Source organism: Parendozoicomonas sp. 2304DJ65-17 (assembly GCF_058148445.1).
The window spans coordinates 348,254-364,846 of the sequence record NZ_JBYVJV010000001.1 but is presented as its reverse complement, the minus strand read 5'-3'; the positions used below and the strand labels follow the sequence as shown (position 1 = coordinate 364,846).

The window sequence follows — 16,593 nt, the reverse complement described above, 5'->3', positions numbered from 1 at the left end:
TTTTTTTATGTCTGCTCGAAATTCATGGGAATGCTTTACCGTTAACGAAAAAGCAAACCTTCAGGAAGCTTCTTCACTCACTTCCCGTAATGTTGCTGTCTCAGGCAGTAATGCTCTAAACGACCTGTTCATGCACTGAATATAAAACTCGGGATCAGGCATCATATTTCGGCAGCAGTTAATGGTGACATTCAGGGTCTCGTTATAACTGAAGGCGTTATGGGCTAAACCGAGATTGTCGTAAACGGAGTCAATGCCATAACAGGCATGCAGTTTTGCACCTGAGTGATAGAGGGGGATATGGGGGCCGGACACACTGCTGATAAAGGTGTTAAAAAATGGTCCGGTATGGCGAGCGTTCTGATAAGTCACAGCCGCCTTGAGGAACAGATCAGCCACGGTATTTGGGAATAACCGTGAGGCATCATCAGCAAACTGCCAGTCCAGCCAGGCTGTTTTTTCCCGGCATAACTTCAGGTGATGAATCAATAACCGTGTTCTTTCTGCGTCATCAGCAATTTCTGTGAATAACTTTGGAAAGATGTAAGAGAACTGATGAACTCTCTTATCTGTTCCCGCTTGAGGCTGGCCAGGAACAGGAAACATGGCAGTCATGGATTCTGATGGCAGCTCACCCTTTTGAGACAGGTAACGGTGAAGTGCACCAGCAATCGCTGCAATAAGAACATCGTTAAACCGTGCACCGGGAAAATTCTCTCGTATTTTATTAATATCACTAAAGGAGAATCGTGTGCCAGCAAACACCCGGTGAGGGGAAAGCCTGGCATTAAAACGTGTATGGGGAGCGTGCCCGAAAGTGCAGGATCGGGCATCACGCGCACTTTTATAAAGCTTCTTCACCGCCGGTAAAGTGTATTTCCTTGCCAGATTCGCATAGGAGCTGACAATTTTGACTCTGTTTATAGCGGCACGACTCAACAGCTCCAGATCACTGGGAACGCGATCAACAGTGAGAGGGTGATCCGGTATTGAGGCAATGCTTTCTGGAGAAAGGTCATGCAATGCCGCCAGCAGTTGCCCGCCAGTGTCGCGATCAAAAATAGAGCGGTGCAATTTGCCGAAAACAGCAAAACACCCGGAAGGCAGACCTTTAATATTGTCCAGGCCTTCAACAACCGTCATTTCCCATAGTGGGCGGTTCAAATCCAGAGGGCGGGCATTGAGCCGTGAAATTAGTATGCAGAGTTGTCGCCAGTCACCAGGTTTCGGCAGGGCGATATGGCGTACATGAAACTCAATATCGAACTCTGGATCATCAATCCAGTAGGGATAATCGAGTTTCATGGGAGTTTTCACAACACGTTTGCGCAGTACCGGTACTTTGTGAAGGCGGGCTTCAAAGGTCTTAATAATATTCTTGAAGCGAACCTGCCCACCGTCTGCTGTGGACTGATTGTAGATACACAGCAAACCCACATGCATAGGGGTTGTGCCGGACTCCATATGGAGAAAGAGGTTGTCTTGGGGTGAAACCTGATGCATCAATAAATCCTACTGCCATAGGTCAGCCAGTAGCTGCTTGGCTTTATTCTATAGAGTCAGGCAGAGAACCTGCAGAGCACTTGGGCAGAAAAACCGGTCATAAAAGGTTGTGATGCGTACAACCTGAAAAGCCTGGGAGAGCAATTATTTGGGAGAACTGCTCTCTAAGAAAGCAAAAGCCTCTGACTGCTTTCGTCCAGCCTGTGCCAGTCACCATCCAGTTGTGCCAGACGGTCAGCAATGACATACAAAACACGGGGGTTAAAGATGATTCCCACGTGGCTTGCCTTAATCTTCACGTTTTGTGACAGCTCGGTTTCTTCTACCTGGGCAATCTGCCAGGCAACAATGCCGTCTTCCTTGGTGTAAATAGAGGTGAAAGGTACGTCGGGTACTGGCTGACGAATCTGCTCCACCTTCTCTTCCAGTTCTTCTTTACTTACGTCCCGGCCAAAGGTGTTGAGATACAAATCCCAAAGGCTGGTATGTTCCAGAGACCCGCCAATAGGGCTGGCCATCGTTATAACCTGTCGAATCATTTCCGGATGGCGTCGGGCTGCTTCCCGTGCAAATACACCACCCAGGCTCCAGCCCAATAAGCTGATTCTGTGGCCGGAGGTTACGTAGAGTTCTTTAATACGTTCCAGCAGCAGGGTTTCAATATCGCGACTGGTCGTTGGGCCAAGGTTTACACCCAGGCGCCACGGTTGTGCGTTATAACCCAGTTTTCTCAATCGGTTACGAATAAAAGATGTTGCAGGGTCACTTGTCAGGAATCCGGGTAGTACCATAACTGTATGGCCATCACCTTTCGGAGCCCGCTTCAGCAGGGAACGTTCACTGACAAAACTGGCTATATCCTTGACTGCCCTGATGGCATCAAACGCTGTGTCCAGCTTAGTCGGTGGTTTTATAACATCCTGCTTATGCATAACACTCTCTGTAATTCTTATGTGTTGTTATGGCACTTCTGACTTCTTGTTACAGAATGATCAGTGATCAATAGATCAGCGCTGTATAGCGTTATCTCGTTTGATTATATAACAGCCAACGTGGTTTGTTTTGCCTTCTGCTCATTTTCTATGGTCAGTTCCGGCCAATTGCCAAAAAGAGTTTGTTCAGGTAGAGACACTTGTCGTGTAATTCTGGTCAAAAAACAACCAATTTGTCTTGTTCCCATGTCCCCCATGGGAAGCAGCCGCAGATTTTAAGTAACCAACAGGTTTATCCACAGAAGTGGTGGATAAAGTGATTTCGGTCAATTTGCTGACCGTAGTGGTAAACGCTGCAGGTTGGGCAAATGGCGTGATATTTCCGTGTCAGGCATCACTGTTCACACCTTCTGGCAACATGGAACGGATTGTCTATTTTATAAGGCGCGAATAATTAAGAGCTTATCAGATAGGACATGGCACCGGGTGCAGGTGAACAGGGCAACTTTATTTCTAGGGGGACTTCTGACCGTCATGCCGTTATGGGGTGATAGTGGGACGCCTGCATCTCTGTATCAGCAAGGTTTCCTCGCTGGAGTTCCACCAACCGCTATATCAAGGGTCGAACCAGTAGAGCAGGTGCGTGACCAGCTTGTTTTCCGTTTACCAGAGAAGAAAAGGGTTACATTTCGAGAAGATCCCTACGGGTGGGTCAATTACGGCACAGACCTGACCCTCCGTGAGGGGCCGATGGCTTTGAGCGCCCTGACATTTATGGGGTTGGTGTCTTTCTACCAGGCTGGAACTGAAGCTACTCTGAAGCGTATTTTAGGGAAATATACACCTTTGGTGGCTGACCTTGGTGTGGACTTTGCCACAACTCACAACTGGAGTGAGTTTGCCTATCGTTTTGGCATCAGCAGTGTTAGCTGGTGGATCGGCAACAGGCTGGGAACCACGCTTCCCGCAGTCTTGCGTTATGGAATCTCTCATGGTGCTCTTTTAAATGAGACCGTTCCAGATATCTGGCAGGGATACTTTTTACCAAGGTTAACTGGTAGCAGGGAAATCCAGCCTCTCGACCCAGAACTGTCCCGTTTGGTACGCATGTATTACCGTCTACCGGATGCAGAGTTTTCCCCAGATACAGGCCAGCCATGGATTGAACTGGTCTTTATCTATGATGATATTGAAATTGATCCCCTGAATGAGTTTGAAAGCCAGCTTTTAGAGTTACGCAAATGGACTTTTGAGCAGGGAGGGGAAGGTATACACCTGTATCCGGATGTAGAGGGTTCTCGTCTCAGGCTGTGGGCCACTGTCGTAAAAAGTGGTGTGGCGGGGCGGGTTATCCAGATTCCTGGTCATTTTGGTATGGGGGAGCGATCGACCTGGTGGACACGTCTTATGGCCGAACGCCACCCAGATTTACTGAAACACCGCCAAATCAGTCCACTTCACGAAAAAATCCTGTCCCGCCTGCCTTTGTTCTTAGCCGGAGGAAAAGCCAAACCAATTGTCGTGGAAGGGCGTGGGCCAGAGCTGCGTTCAACCCAAACACTTTCCGCCGTATCTGTGGGTGATTCTGGCTTCCTGTTATTTGATAACCATGAAGCTCAGGGATATGAGTTGCCGGAGATTTTTCTCGAGACTACCCGATCGCTGGATAAGGTCACTCTTGAGGCTATAAGGCAGATGGATGTCTATCGTCAGCCTGCTCCCAGCCGTGGTGTACATAAGTTATTCACGGGTGTTATTCGCTCTGTTATCTACAAGAAAATTTTTGATTGGGCGCTCTCAAAGATTCAGGTAGAAGATCCTCCTGTGGATAAGAAAAACCCGGCCGGTAAAAAGCCTATCTCCATACGTCCTGAAGAGGACCACAGCATTCAGCCAAAAGACGGGCTCAGCAAAGAAGATGGATTCTTTACGAATAAAGATAAGGGCGGAAAGAAAGTATCAGAAGCAAAACCAGTGAAAAGGAAAACCCATGAAGTTCAGATAATGCCGGAGGATGATCCGGAAACCAAAACACAAGCTCAGAAGAAAGATCAGAGTGCTGCTGTTATAGAGTCTGAAAAGAAATCAACCAAACCCAAAAAACCGCAGGAGCCGGATGAGTGGGAGCGGGAAGATATCTATGCGCTGGATGAAAAACAGTATAAGGAGAAAATCCGGAAAAGTGAGGAAGAGGCAAGGCTTAAAATCGCCGAAGTTGAAGCCAAGAAGAAAAAAATTAGTGAGGCACAAGCAGCGAGAGCTCAGAAAAAGTATCAAGACATGCTGGAGCGAAATAAAGTTATGGCTGACAGGCATGAAAGGAATATTGTCAGCAATCTGGAAAAGCTTGAAAAAAGCCTTACTGACGGCAGGGAGTTGTTGCGAACTTACAATGAAGCGCAGCCAGCTGATGGAGCTGAGGATGACTATAAGCACTTAGAGGCTTTAGGAGATATAGCCGAAGAAATAAAATCTTTGAAGGATCAACTCACAAAACTGCCTGAGTTGTTGAACGAGTCGGCGGGGGTATTTAAGTGGAGAGATGCTGAAGAGGCATCGGCAAAACTGTGTGCGGTTGCGGCACAGGATGTGAATCGTTTTGGAATCGCTGTGGCTTCTAAGAAACTGCTCCTGGCAAGAAAAGACCAGACAACAATGCCTGAAGTTATAGGGAATTTGGAGCACCTCAAAGAGCAGCTTGCTTATCAGGTTGCAGAAAACGCTAAGAAGTATCAAAGGTATATAGAGGGAAATCTGAAGAGACTTAGCAAGAGGCTTGGAGAAGGGAAAGGCATTTTAGCCGATTTTGTAGATAATCCTGAAGCCGATGGTTTAAAGGTTGAAGTAGCGTTAAGGCAACTTGAGGAGCTGGAGGAAACTACACAAAGTCTGGATCATCTGAAAAAAGACTTGGTGGAATTCCCGGAGTTACTGGAGACACCGAGCGGTCTGAACGATTGGCGAAATACGGAAGAAGTGTCAAGAAAACTTTGTGGTATTGCTTCGCAGGACGTTGGGTGTATTGAGGCTGTCGCTTCATCGAAAGGGGCATTTGAGGAAAGAAAAGACCATGCAGAAATGCCTGGCGTAGTAGCGGACCTAGAACACGTTAAGCTACAGCTTTATCCAAAAGCTGCGATAAAGGCCCAGCAATATAGAGGGGATATAGAGGACAAGCTGGCAGAACTGGAACAGCGTCTCGAAGAGGGGAGAGGTCGTTTACTCGAATTTAATGGAGATTCTGAGGCTGATGATTCAGGAATAGACGCAGCATTCCAGCAAATACAGGAACTGGGCGAAACGGCGCAGCGCATAGAATCCTTGAAAAGGAAATTGGATAATCTCCCTGAGTCGTCAGAAACGCCAAGTACTCTATGGAAGTGGCGGAATACGAAGCAGGTGTCAGATAAAGTGCATGGGTTCGCTTTGCAAGAAGTTACACGAATAGAAAGGACCGTATCTACAAGGAGTGTATTCAATGGAAGGAAAGATCAGGCCAAACTGACTGAGGTTCAACGGGATCTGGATCATCTCACAGAGAAGATGGCATCTGCATCTGGAGATCCAAGGGGGAAAGGCAGAGCAGGCAAGAAGTTGGTGAAAAAAGCTGTTTCTTCACCAGCTCCTGGGTCAGTAGCAGTTGCTCCTGTTATTGCTGTTAAAGACAAGACTGCTGTTAAAGATAAGGTCGCTGGTATAGCTGGAACTGTCGCTTCAGGCTCCACTTCACCTGATAAATCAGAGCCAGACCAGCCGGTCTTCAGATATCCGAATACTCACTCAAAAGTACTGGTATTGGGTCGCCCTGAGGTTGGTAAGCAGACTGTTATGGGGCGTGTGCATAAAACAAAGCTGGAAAAAACAGCCAAAGATGGAAAGGTGTATGCAGTAAGACAGTACAAGTCAGTAAAACTTGGTACCCAGGGCAGTACTGTTAAATACACAATGGCTTCATTGGCTTCTGGGGACGATATACCCAGCGGAAGCCTGCCTGTTGACGATCCTCTCTTCGAAACTCTGTTAGAACAGACAGACAAAATAGTATGGGTTAGCAGTCTTGAGGATCACTACGAAGGGCGTCACGGTATGACATCGACGCTTCAAAAAGAAGGCGAACTTTACGACAAGGTTATTGCACTCAACAAAACGAATAAACCAATACATGTGGTTCTTACCAAAGCTGATCAGGTTATAAGTGACAAGGTGTTGGTTGATGCAGAGATGGTAGGAGATAATCTTAAGCCTGTGCCTCGTATACCGAGGTTTAAGGAGGTCAGTCTTGCCAGTGCTGATCAAACCATGGGGCACAAAGCATCAACTGGTGCTGAGACGGTAGAGAGTGGTGAGGCGCCTGTACCTGCTACACAAAGGGATAAGGAAAGTAGTCTGACTGTTTCAATGCGTAGCGATTTTCTACGTGCCAGAGACTTCTATCTAAGACGCAGCAATGGTGCAAAGCTTAGGTATAGCTACTCGGATAAGCTGCCTCCGCTCTCTGTCACCATGATGGGTAATGCCCATTACAAAACACAGGATCTCTTCTACAAGGATATTGTTAAGATTGAAGGTAGTCAGCTCACCTCCTGGGCTGACCTGATACGCTCGTTCCTTGCCCGCCAGTTTGTTCCCTGGAGTGATCCAGCCATACACAGGAAATCAGGCTCGGCCAGCACAACAAGTAGTAAGAAATAAATAGTGGGCCGGGTGAGTGAACCCGGCCCACTTGCAGGTTACAGTGGCAGAATGATCTTTATCTGCAGGCCACCCTCTGGCCTGTTTGACAGACTGATCCTGCCACCGTGGGCATGAATAATATTTCGCGCTATCGCCATACCTAAGCCAATGCCACCAGTTTCCCTGTTACGGGATTGCTCAAGGCGAACAAATGGCTCAAAAACCCTTTCCATATCTTGTTCATCCATTCCTGGGCCATCGTCGTTAATAACGATGGTTGAACTGGTTTTGGAGACATCCATGGAAACTTCTGCACGATGGCCATACTTCACAGCATTTTCAATTAGGTTACGCAGAGCACGTCGCAGGCTGACAGGTCGACAATTGCTGATGGCTGCAGGGCCTTCGGTAAAGGTGACATCCATACCGATATCTTTCAGATCCTCACAGATACTGTCGGTAAGAGCGTTAATGTCTACCCGGCGGGAAGGTTCCTTAATGGCGCTTTCCCTTGCGAAGGAAAGAGTTGCTTCGGCCATTTGCTGCATTTCGTCCAGGGTATCCAGAAGGTGTTCCTTCTCACTGGAATCCGGAAGCAGCTCTATACGCAACCTTAATGTGGTTATGGGAGTGCGCAGGTCATGGGTCAGTGCTGCCAGCATATTGGTTCTGTCAGCAACAAAGCGATTAATGCGCTCATTCATCTGGTTAAACGCACGGGTTGCCCGGCGAATATCGTCAGGTCCTGTTTCTTGCAGAGGTTGAACTTCTTCGCCACGTCCCAACCGGTTTGAGGCTGATGAAAGCAATTTCAGGGGGCGGGTCATCCTGCGTACTAGGAAAACAATAGCCAGCATTACCAGTGTCGAAGCAATCAGCAGGAAGATAACTGTCTGTTGTGCTGCCAAAGGTTCGGGACTTGGTGCTTCTGCAGTCAGGTTCAGCCAGGTGTTATTGGGAAGCTGAACCGACATCACGATGAATTTGGTATCACCGCGTTTAGGAATAACCCGGTCAACCTCACAGTCATCATCATAGTAATGGTTTTTACAGGACTGACCCCAGCTTCTCGTGCGCCAATTACTGGTGCCCATACGGACGCGAACACGACCGCGGAACTCTGGTCCCATACTTTTCTCTACACGTCTGATCAGCAGCCCTTTAAGAGACGATTTAGACTGCTCTTTGGTGAGTATCGGGTGCAGGTTTATCGTGTATTTTGCACGGGGCATGCTCGCCGCCCGTACCATCGATGGGTGATAGAATGTAGGAGTTCTGGCGAGCTCTTTGGCTAGGGTAACTGTACGTTTTACCTGTTGCCATTGTGCACTGTTGTACATATTAGCGCGATGAGCATCAAACAGGATAAATGCTGTAAGTATCTGGGCAATAACCAGAGACAGCAAAACTCCCAGAACCATCTGGGCTGCCAGGCTGGTGGGTAAAAAACGCTTCATGAAGACAGCACTTCCGCCGTTAGCATATAGCCGCCACCCCATACCGTTTTGATCAGGGTTGGATTCTTTGGATCAGTTTCGACTTTACGACGCAGGCGGCTTACCTGGTTATCAATGCTGCGGTCAAAAGGCATAGCTTCCCGCCCCTGTGTAATATCAAGTAGCTGATCACGGCTTAATACCCGGCGAGGGTTGCTGATAAATGCACTGAGCAGGCGGTATTCTGCGGTGCTGAGAGGAATAACAAGATCTTTGTCGTCTTCCAGCTGGCGCAGGTTGTTGTCCAGTATCCATCGGTCAAACTTCAGGCGATCACTGGATCCCTCCTCTTCCTGACTGCCGGAAGGTTTGCTGGAGCGTCTTAACACGGCCTTAATGCGGGCCAGCAATTCTCTGGGGCTGAAAGGTTTACAGACATAGTCGTCTGCTCCCATTTCAAGGCCAACAACCTTGTCACTCTCTTCCCCCATGGCGGTGAGCATGATAATGGGGGGGCCATCAATACTGCGAACATGACGGCACAAACTGAGGCCATCTTCACCCGGCATCATCAGATCCAGAACGATCAGATCAATATCGTCATGCTTCTCAAGCTCCTGGCGCATGGTTACACCATCCATCGCAAGGGAAACTTTTAAACCATGGCGGGAGAGATATTGCCCGAGAAGATCTCTGATTTCGTCGTGGTCATCAACAACTAAAATGTGCTCGGCGTTTTCCATAAGTCATGTCCAGTTCTGCTGAGTACATTATATGGATATGTGGCTGGCGAGGTGTAGTAATGGCTTGTAGCAAAGTTGTGCAAGGTGCGAGTGTATAGCGACACTTTGCGACAATAAAACTGTGTACTGTGAAACTGCTGCGACATGGACAGGTTGTAATGTAGACATCCAAAAACAGCCCGACAGGGAAAAGGAGAAACAGGATGAAAGCATCACAAGCTCGTAAGATTGGCGCTCTGGTTGTAGGTATGACCGTAGCCGGTACAGCCATGGCATGGGGTGGCGGTGATGATGACGGCCGTGGCCCTCACCACGGCAAGCAAGGCATGTCCTGTGATGGCCCTGGCATGAAGGGCAGACATCATGGTGGCATGATTGGTGGCTGGATGTCTGAGCGGATGGATCGTGAGCTGACTGCTGATCAGGTTCAAACGCTGGCAGAAGCCCGTCTTATTCGCTGGGGAAATGAAAATATTAAGATTGGAGAAGTGAAGCCAACTGAGAATGGCTACTCTGTGTCCATTGTGACTGTTAAGTCCGGTGATCTGGTTCAGACTCTGGATCTTGGTAAAAACGGCATTCCCCAGAAGATGATGGAACGTTATGAGCAGCGCATGGCCATGCGTGATGCCAATAACTAAATAATAATGTGATCGGCATGTTTAGTTGGGCGCGGCCATGCCGGTTACGCCCTTTAATGCTTTCACAAACTCTTGCTACTTTGCTTTAACACTCTAAAGAACTCTCGACATGGCTAATAAGATACTTCAAACAACAGCTCTCGCCTTACTTCTGACAGTGACTCAAAATCTGTGGGCGGAAAATACCTCTTCTGCAGATGCTGATCCTGTTGCCCAGTTCAACCAACAGATGGTTGATGACCTTGGCTTAACTGCAGAACAGCAACCAAAGGTTTTTGAGCTGAATGAGCAGTTTATGAATGACCTGCAAAAGATCAAAAAAGAAAACACTGGTCGTGCGAAGAAAATGATGGCACTTCGTGATGCATCTCAGGAGCGAGACAAGGAGATGGAGAAGATTCTCACGGATGAGCAGATGGAAAAATATAATACATTGAAGAAGGAAAGACGCGAGGAGTTTAAGGCTCTTCGGGGTAGTTAACGATTCTTCTTTTAAGTATGCCCATCTAGTTTACCGACCTTTCTGGCCTGCAGTCCTATGTAGGCCAAGCCTTCAATATTTCCTCTGATTTATTCACAACCAACAGTGTTAATTGTTGGGTGTCTTTTTATGCTTCCCCAAATCAACTACGACTCTGCCACTGGCTGCAGGCAAGGAAAATTATGCCTGTTCGTTATGAAAACAGCTGATGACAAAGTTTGGACAATGCTTGTGACATATTGCGACAAATTCAACGGTTGGTGTGATATTTGTACGACAAGTTGGATGTTTAATAGAGCCATAGCAAAGCTGATGCAAACATTGAAACATCAGCACCGCAACAGGTTTCGCCTTACATAGGCAAGGTGGTGGTTATCGAATTGATCTTGACGTGTGTTTAGTTTGTAGATAGAGGCAAAACCCGATACATTCCCCTCGGGTAACTTAAGCCATGATCTGGTGCAGGAGGTGAGAGACCCTGTAGAGAGGCCAGATCATGGTTATTTTTTTATGTGTTTTTCTAAGCTTTCTCACTATATTGCAGTAAATTCACGATCCCGCCACACAGCTTCCAAACCCTGCTTTTTCAGCATTTCTGCTACTTTTTGCGGTGACCGCCCGTCGTCAACACTGAACTGTTCAAGTGCTGGATCACTTTCTGATTCTTCCCTGTCAGCATAACCTCCAGGGCGAGTACTGGATGCTGCACTCATACTGGTAATTCCCAAACGGGAAACATTGTCACGGAAAACCTCAGACTCCCGTGTTGAGAGTGAAAGTTCAACTTCAGGAAATACCAGGCGCCAGGCGCATATCAACTGAACCAATTGTCGGTCACTGATAGGACTGGTTGGCTGAAAATCCCCTTCACAGGGGCGGATGCGGGGGAAGGAGATTGAGTAGCGAGTTTGCCAGTAGGTTTTCTGTAAATAATCCAGATGGCTGGCAACAAAGAAACTGTCTGCCCGCCAGTCTTCCAAACCTAGCAATGCCCCCAATCCAATCTTGCGTACACCGGCTCGCCCCAGTCTGTCTGCAGTTTCAAGACGGTAGTCGAAATCCTGCTTGTTACCGCGTTTATGATATTCCGCATAGGCCGGGCGATTGTATGTTTCCTGATAAATCATCACGGCATCCAGACCGAGGTCAATCAGTTCTGCATACTCATCCTGATTCAGAGGTTGTACTTCCATGCTCAAATGAGTGAAGTGCTTCTTTATATAAGGTACAACTTCTCTGAAGTACTTCATTCCAACTGTGCCGGGGGCTTCACCGGTCACCAGAAGAATATGTTCAAAGTCCATGCGTTTGATAGCGGCAATTTCTTTATCCAGCTGTTCTGTGGTCAAGGTTTCCCTGCGAATAGGGTTATCAAGGCTGAAACCACAGTAAGTGCAGATGTTGTGACACTTATTGGAAAGATACAGCGGGACATAAAGCTGAACAGTATTACCAAACCGCTTACGGGTCATCTGCAAACTGGTGGCCGCCATCTGCTCGAGAAAAGGTTCTGCGGCAGGAGAAATCAGAACCTGAAAGTCAGCAACAGTTTTATGGGGGCGGGAGAGAACCCGTTGTACATCTGCCGCCGTATAGCTGTGCATAGACATACGCACATCGTCCCAGCTTATAGATTGGAACGTATCGGTGAAGTTTTTCTGTATTCCAGTCATGGCTAATCCAGGAATGCAGTTAATGGGCTGCTGGCTTCAGCAACAAGCTGTCGTCCGCCAAGCCCTGCTTCATAAGCTTGCCGGCCAGCAATAACAGCCATGCGGAACGCATCTGCCATAGCTTCCGGATTACCAGCAACTGCAATAGCTGTGTTCACCAGAACCGCATCGGCACCCATTTCCATCGCTTCTGCCGCATCTGACGGGCTGCCAATACCAGCATCAACAATGACCGGAACCTGGCTGCTCTCAATAATAATCTGGATGAAATCTTTGGTGCGCAAGCCAAGGTTACTGCCGATCGGTGCGGCGAGAGGCATAACTGCAGCACATCCTGCATCCTCCAGACGACGGCATATAACCGGGTCAGCATGTATATAAGGAAGAACGTGGAAGCCTTGTTTTACAAGTATCTCTGCAGCTTTCAGTGTTTCCACCGGATCAGGCATCAGATAGCGGGGGTCTGGATGAATTTCCAGTTTAAGGAAGGATGTTCCAAGAGCTTCACGAGCAAGTTGTGCAGCAAATACAGCTTCTTCCGCTGTGCGGGCGCCGGATGTGTTGGGCAGAAGGTTTACACCACATTCCTGAAGAGGAGCGAGGATGTCGTCATCCTGGTTATTGGTGTCGACTCTTTTCAGAGCCATAGTCACCATTTCTGTTTGTGAGCTGGTAACAGCATTGGATAACGCCTGGCGGCTGCTGAATTTACCAGTACCTAGAAGTAGGCGGGAAGTGAAAGACTGGTTCGCAAGGGTGAGCATTGAGGGCGAGAATCCTGAAGGGTCTGTTTTGAAACTGTAAATTAACCACCGGCCGTAGCGCGGATAATCATTACCTGGTCGCCGTGTTCCAGTGTTTGGTCGTTCCAGCTGGATCGGGAAACAACATTCTGGTTGAGGGCAATAGCTGTTCCGGCTTCAGGTACATTCATCTGAGCCAGAAGTTGAGTCAGAGTAATGGCTACGTCTTCCAGCTCTCGAGGCTGGCTGTTAACCGTGATCTGCATGATGATTTCCGCTATTAAGTGTGCTGATTGTAGGGAGCACGTGGGGTATTGGGAAGTGAAGATAGTGGTTATCTGTTTATATTTTCAAATTCAATAAAGAGTGGAAACTCAATAATTGTTGAATGAATTGTTGAAAACAGGCTCTTTTGCTCAACTGTCAGTGACAAAATTCAAATAATGTTGACTTTGTCTGCATTCTGTATAGAATCGCCCGCACTGATTCCAGTGTGTGTGATCGGTGGCGCGGGGGCGTGCCACTGCATCTTCTTTCCTCCTTCTTTTTATGTTTCCAAAGATATTGCGGTTCATCTCTTCTGGTGTAGCGGTATTTCTTTTTGTTGTTGTTGGTTCCTCTTATGCGCTGTAGTGGTTGCATCATCTTTGCAAAAAACTGACAAATAAATTACGCAAAAGACGCAAAATTTACACAATAAAAATACGACACAGATCAATGTTTTACGCCTGTCTGATCCCTTAAAGTTTGCGCCCTCGAAAGGAAGCCCCCTTTTACTCCTTTCGAATTACTCAAGCCTATACCGACACACACTGGAGAGATGTATGACCCAGGGCGTAATGCAGGGCGCTGCAACTGCCGCAGATGCGAAAGCCACAAGCTGGAGCAAGCGTGATACTGAATGGATGCTGACACTGTTCGGCACCGCAATTGGCGCAGGTGTACTGTTTCTGCCTATCAACGCCGGTCTGGGTGGTATCTGGCCGCTGATCCTGATGACCGTTCTGATCGGTCCTATGACTTTCCTGGCTCACCGTGGCCTGACTCGTTTCTGCCTGTCTTCCAAGAAGGCTGATTCTGATATCACCGAAACTGTAGCTGAGCACTTCGGCCCTAAAGCCGGCTCCCTGATCACTTTTGGTTACTTCGCCGCTATCTACCCAATCCTGCTGATCTACGGCATTGGTATCACCAACACAGTTTCTTCCATGATGGTGAACCAGCTGGGTATGGCGGAACCAAACCGCGCTATCCTGTCTTTCGTACTGGTTGCTGGTCTGGTATCTATTATGGTTGGTGGTCAGAAGCTGGTTCTGAAAGTAACCAACGCTCTGGTATACCCACTGATCGTTGTACTGTTCGGTACTTCCCTGTACCTGATTCCTCAGTGGAACACTGCACAGTTTGAAGTGTCCGTATCCATGGCTGACTTCTTCAAGACTGTATTCCTGACTATCCCTGTTCTGGTTTTCGCCTTTAACCACTCTCCAGCGATCTCTTCCTTCGCCTCTGCATACCGCAAGGACCTGGGTAACAACGCTGAAGCTCAGGCTAGCAAGACTCTGAAGCGCACTACTATGATGCTGGTAGGCTTCACCATGCTGTTCGTATACTCCTGCGTACTGACTCTGTCTCCTGCTGAACTGCTGGCAGCCAAGGCTTCTAACCTGCCTATCCTGTCTGTATTCGCAGAGCGCACTGACAACGCCATCTTCGGCTGGCTGGCACAGATCGTAGCTATCGTAGCTATCTGCTCCTCCTTCTTCGGTCACTACATGGGTACCCGTGAAGGTCTGCAGGGCATGATCGTAAACAAGGCCAAGCGCGAAGGCCGTGAAGTGAACATGAAGGCTGTAGACAAGGGCATCATCGTTTTCATCACCCTGTCTGTATGGGCTGTTGCTTACGCTAACGTATCTGTAATGGGTATGATCGAATCCTGCGTAGCACCAATCATCGCCGGCATCCTGTTCATCATGCCTGTGTACGCTACCAAGCGTGTAGAATCCATGCGCAAGTATGAGTCTGCTGTAAACATCTTCACCGTTGTGATGGGTACCATCGCTATCACCGGTTTCATCGCATCCCAACTGCTGTAATCACCCCACGGGCTGTATTCATAGCAATTGAATAGCGAATTTGTGGGGAAGCTTACGCTTCCCCACACTAGTTTCCGAATACTGTAAACGGCACAATCGCCGCCAATTTGGGAACCTTTTCCTTCTTCTTTTCCGATCTGTCAAAGATCCATCCCCCTATCGGGTCTCACGACAGACGCCACATATTCAGAATAGAGAACCTCGATCATGGCACTGAGCATTTTCGATATCTTCAAGATTGGCATTGGCCCTTCCAGCTCTCACACAGTTGGTCCTATGTGGGCTGGTCATCGTTTCCTGAATGATCTGCGTGAGAAGGGTATTCTCGACAGCATCTCTTCTGTTCGTGTCGGTCTGTATGGTTCTCTGGCTCTGACTGGTAAAGGTCACAGCACTGACAAGGCTGCTATCCTTGGTCTGGCTGGCTACCGTCCAGACGATGTTGATCCGGATATGGCTGATCAGGCTTTTGAAGACATCGTAAACAAGGGTGTCATGAAACTGGCTGGCGAGCGCGAGATTCCTTTCGATTACGACACCCAGATGATCTTCCATTTCGGTGAAGAGCTGGAACATCCAAACGGCATGCGTATCTACGCTTCCGACCAGAATGGCATTGTTGTTTACTACAAGACTTACCTGTCTGTTGGTGGTGGCTTTGTTGTTTGTGCTGACGAGTTCAACAACAAGGATAAGCAGAACGGTACTGACGCTCCTGTTGATGATGCGCCTTCTATTCCTTACCCATTCAAAAGCGCTGCTGAACTGCTGCAACTGTGCGAACAGCACAATCTGACAATTGCAGAGCTGGTCATGGCTAACGAGAAAATTCTGGCTGGTGGTGACGAAGAGAAAGTAAACGCTGACATTGACGCTATCTGGGATGTTATGCGCAACTGCATCGACCGTGGCCTGCGTATGGAAGGTGAGCTGCCTGTTTCCAATATGAAGCGTCGTGCCTCTTCCATGCACAAGCAGCTGATGGCTAACCCAGAAGCGATGCTGAAAGATCACTTCTCCATCATGGATTGGGTAACTCTGTTCGCTATGGCTGTGAACGAAGAAAACGCCTGCGGTGGTCGTGTTGTAACTGCACCTACCAATGGTGCGGCCGGTATCATTCCAGCTGTTCTGGCTTACTACACTCGCTTTATCGATGGTGCAGACCATAAAGGTGTGCGTGACTTTATCGCCACATCTGCTGCTATCGGTATGCTGTACAAGATGAACGCTACCATTTCCGGTGCTGAAGCTGGTTGTCAGGCTGAGGTTGGTTCTGCCTGCTCTATGGCTGCCGGTGCTCTGGCTGCAGTTATGGGCGGTAACGTTCACCAGGTTGAGAATGCTGCGGAAATTGGCATGGAGCACAACCTGGGCATGACCTGTGACCCAATCGGTGGTCTGGTACAGGTTCCCTGCATCGAGCGTAACGGTATGGCTGCTATTAAAGCTATTACTGCTACCCGTATGGCTCTGCGTGGTGACGGCAACCACGAAGTTTCTTTGGATTCCTGCATTGAGACTATGTACCGCACTGGTCTGGATCTGCAGAGCAAGTACCGCGAAACTTCTCAGGGTGGTTTGGCTGTATTCGCCAAGCCTCAGTGTGTTGCTTAATAGCACCAGCTGATTGAGGTACAAAAAGCCCCGCATATAGCGGGGCTTTTT

Annotated in this window: 12 protein-coding genes; 5 read left to right on the top strand and 7 right to left on the bottom strand. The window is 48.2% G+C overall.

The genetic code is table 11. The features are described from left to right. Positions 1-60: 60 nt before the first annotated feature. Positions 61-1,503, bottom strand: coding sequence for a wax ester/triacylglycerol synthase family O-acyltransferase (locus tag ACY2RR_RS01670; RefSeq protein ID WP_490106395.1), 1,443 nt, complete (start codon positions 1,501-1,503; stop codon positions 61-63). Positions 1,504-1,667: 164 nt separating this feature from the next. Further along, positions 1,668-2,435 (bottom strand): alpha/beta hydrolase, encoded by a 768-nt coding sequence (locus ACY2RR_RS01665; RefSeq protein WP_490106394.1) that lies wholly within the window; start codon positions 2,433-2,435, stop codon positions 1,668-1,670. 534 nt (positions 2,436-2,969) lie between these two features. On the opposite strand from ACY2RR_RS01665, the gene ACY2RR_RS01660 reads away from it, so the two are divergent. After that, complete coding sequence (locus ACY2RR_RS01660; protein WP_490106393.1) at positions 2,970-7,127, top strand: hypothetical protein; 4,158 nt, start codon at positions 2,970-2,972, stop codon at positions 7,125-7,127. A gap of 38 nt (positions 7,128-7,165) precedes the next feature. Here ACY2RR_RS01660 and ACY2RR_RS01655 read toward each other — a convergent pair whose 3' ends face one another. Both ACY2RR_RS01655 and ACY2RR_RS01650 read right to left on the bottom strand, forming a co-directional pair. Further along, positions 7,166-8,566: an ATP-binding protein gene (locus tag ACY2RR_RS01655; RefSeq protein ID WP_490106392.1), complete on the bottom strand. Its 1,401-nt coding sequence runs from the start codon at positions 8,564-8,566 to the stop codon at positions 7,166-7,168. Beyond that, the gene (locus ACY2RR_RS01650; protein ID WP_490106391.1) at positions 8,563-9,288 is read right to left on the bottom strand and encodes a response regulator; all 726 of its coding nucleotides are present in this window, start codon (positions 9,286-9,288) and stop codon (positions 8,563-8,565) included. The genes ACY2RR_RS01655 and ACY2RR_RS01650 overlap by 4 nt, the downstream gene beginning before the upstream one ends. A 203-nt stretch (positions 9,289-9,491) precedes the next feature. On the opposite strand from ACY2RR_RS01650, the gene ACY2RR_RS01645 reads away from it, so the two are divergent. Together ACY2RR_RS01645 and ACY2RR_RS01640 are read left to right on the top strand one after the other, a co-directional pair. After that, complete coding sequence (locus ACY2RR_RS01645; RefSeq protein WP_490106390.1) at positions 9,492-9,929, top strand: hypothetical protein; 438 nt, start codon at positions 9,492-9,494, stop codon at positions 9,927-9,929. A 109-nt stretch (positions 9,930-10,038) separates the two neighbouring features. Beyond that, positions 10,039-10,410, top strand: coding sequence for a DUF4890 domain-containing protein (locus tag ACY2RR_RS01640; protein ID WP_490106389.1), 372 nt, complete (start codon positions 10,039-10,041; stop codon positions 10,408-10,410). 533 nt (positions 10,411-10,943) lie between these two features. On the opposite strand, the gene thiH is transcribed toward ACY2RR_RS01640, so the two are convergent. The 3 genes from thiH to thiS are packed head-to-tail and all read right to left on the bottom strand — an operon-like array spanning position 10,944 to position 13,092. After that, positions 10,944-12,083 (bottom strand): 2-iminoacetate synthase ThiH, encoded by a 1,140-nt coding sequence (gene thiH, locus ACY2RR_RS01635; RefSeq protein ID WP_490106388.1) that lies wholly within the window; start codon positions 12,081-12,083, stop codon positions 10,944-10,946. A gap of 2 nt (positions 12,084-12,085) precedes the next feature. Further along, the gene (locus tag ACY2RR_RS01630) at positions 12,086-12,847 is read right to left on the bottom strand and encodes a thiazole synthase (protein WP_490106387.1); all 762 of its coding nucleotides are present in this window, start codon (positions 12,845-12,847) and stop codon (positions 12,086-12,088) included. 41 nt (positions 12,848-12,888) lie between these two features. Further along, positions 12,889-13,092, bottom strand: coding sequence for a sulfur carrier protein ThiS (gene thiS, locus ACY2RR_RS01625; protein WP_490106386.1), 204 nt, complete (start codon positions 13,090-13,092; stop codon positions 12,889-12,891). A gap of 558 nt (positions 13,093-13,650) precedes the next feature. Between thiS and ACY2RR_RS01620 the strand changes: the two genes are divergently transcribed. Both ACY2RR_RS01620 and ACY2RR_RS01615 read left to right on the top strand, forming a co-directional pair. Beyond that, on the top strand, positions 13,651-14,925 hold the full coding sequence (locus ACY2RR_RS01620; protein WP_490106385.1) for an SLC5/6 family protein: 1,275 nt from the start codon (positions 13,651-13,653) through the stop codon (positions 14,923-14,925). A 207-nt stretch (positions 14,926-15,132) separates the two neighbouring features. Beyond that, positions 15,133-16,542, top strand: coding sequence for an L-serine ammonia-lyase (locus ACY2RR_RS01615; protein WP_490106384.1), 1,410 nt, complete (start codon positions 15,133-15,135; stop codon positions 16,540-16,542). The last annotated feature ends 51 nt before the right edge of the window (positions 16,543-16,593 follow it).

Bases quoted from the DNA above. Each gene is read 5' to 3' on its own strand.
- ACY2RR_RS01630 (WP_490106387.1), bottom strand. From the start codon at position 12,847: ATGCTCACCCTTGCGAACCAGTCTTTCACTTCCCGCCTACTTCTAGGT.
- ACY2RR_RS01620 (WP_490106385.1), top strand. From the start codon at position 13,651: ATGACCCAGGGCGTAATGCAGGGCGCTGCAACTGCCGCAGATGCGAAA.
- ACY2RR_RS01670 (WP_490106395.1), bottom strand. From the start codon at position 1,503: ATGCATCAGGTTTCACCCCAAGACAACCTCTTTCTCCATATGGAGTCC.
- ACY2RR_RS01650 (WP_490106391.1), bottom strand. From the start codon at position 9,288: ATGGAAAACGCCGAGCACATTTTAGTTGTTGATGACCACGACGAAATC.
- ACY2RR_RS01660 (WP_490106393.1), top strand. From the start codon at position 2,970: ATGCCGTTATGGGGTGATAGTGGGACGCCTGCATCTCTGTATCAGCAA.
- ACY2RR_RS01655 (WP_490106392.1), bottom strand. From the start codon at position 8,566: ATGAAGCGTTTTTTACCCACCAGCCTGGCAGCCCAGATGGTTCTGGGA.
- ACY2RR_RS01665 (WP_490106394.1), bottom strand. From the start codon at position 2,435: ATGCATAAGCAGGATGTTATAAAACCACCGACTAAGCTGGACACAGCG.
- thiH (WP_490106388.1), bottom strand. From the start codon at position 12,083: ATGACTGGAATACAGAAAAACTTCACCGATACGTTCCAATCTATAAGC.
- ACY2RR_RS01640 (WP_490106389.1), top strand. From the start codon at position 10,039: ATGGCTAATAAGATACTTCAAACAACAGCTCTCGCCTTACTTCTGACA.
- thiS (WP_490106386.1), bottom strand. From the start codon at position 13,092: ATGCAGATCACGGTTAACAGCCAGCCTCGAGAGCTGGAAGACGTAGCC.
- ACY2RR_RS01645 (WP_490106390.1), top strand. From the start codon at position 9,492: ATGAAAGCATCACAAGCTCGTAAGATTGGCGCTCTGGTTGTAGGTATG.
- ACY2RR_RS01615 (WP_490106384.1), top strand. From the start codon at position 15,133: ATGGCACTGAGCATTTTCGATATCTTCAAGATTGGCATTGGCCCTTCC.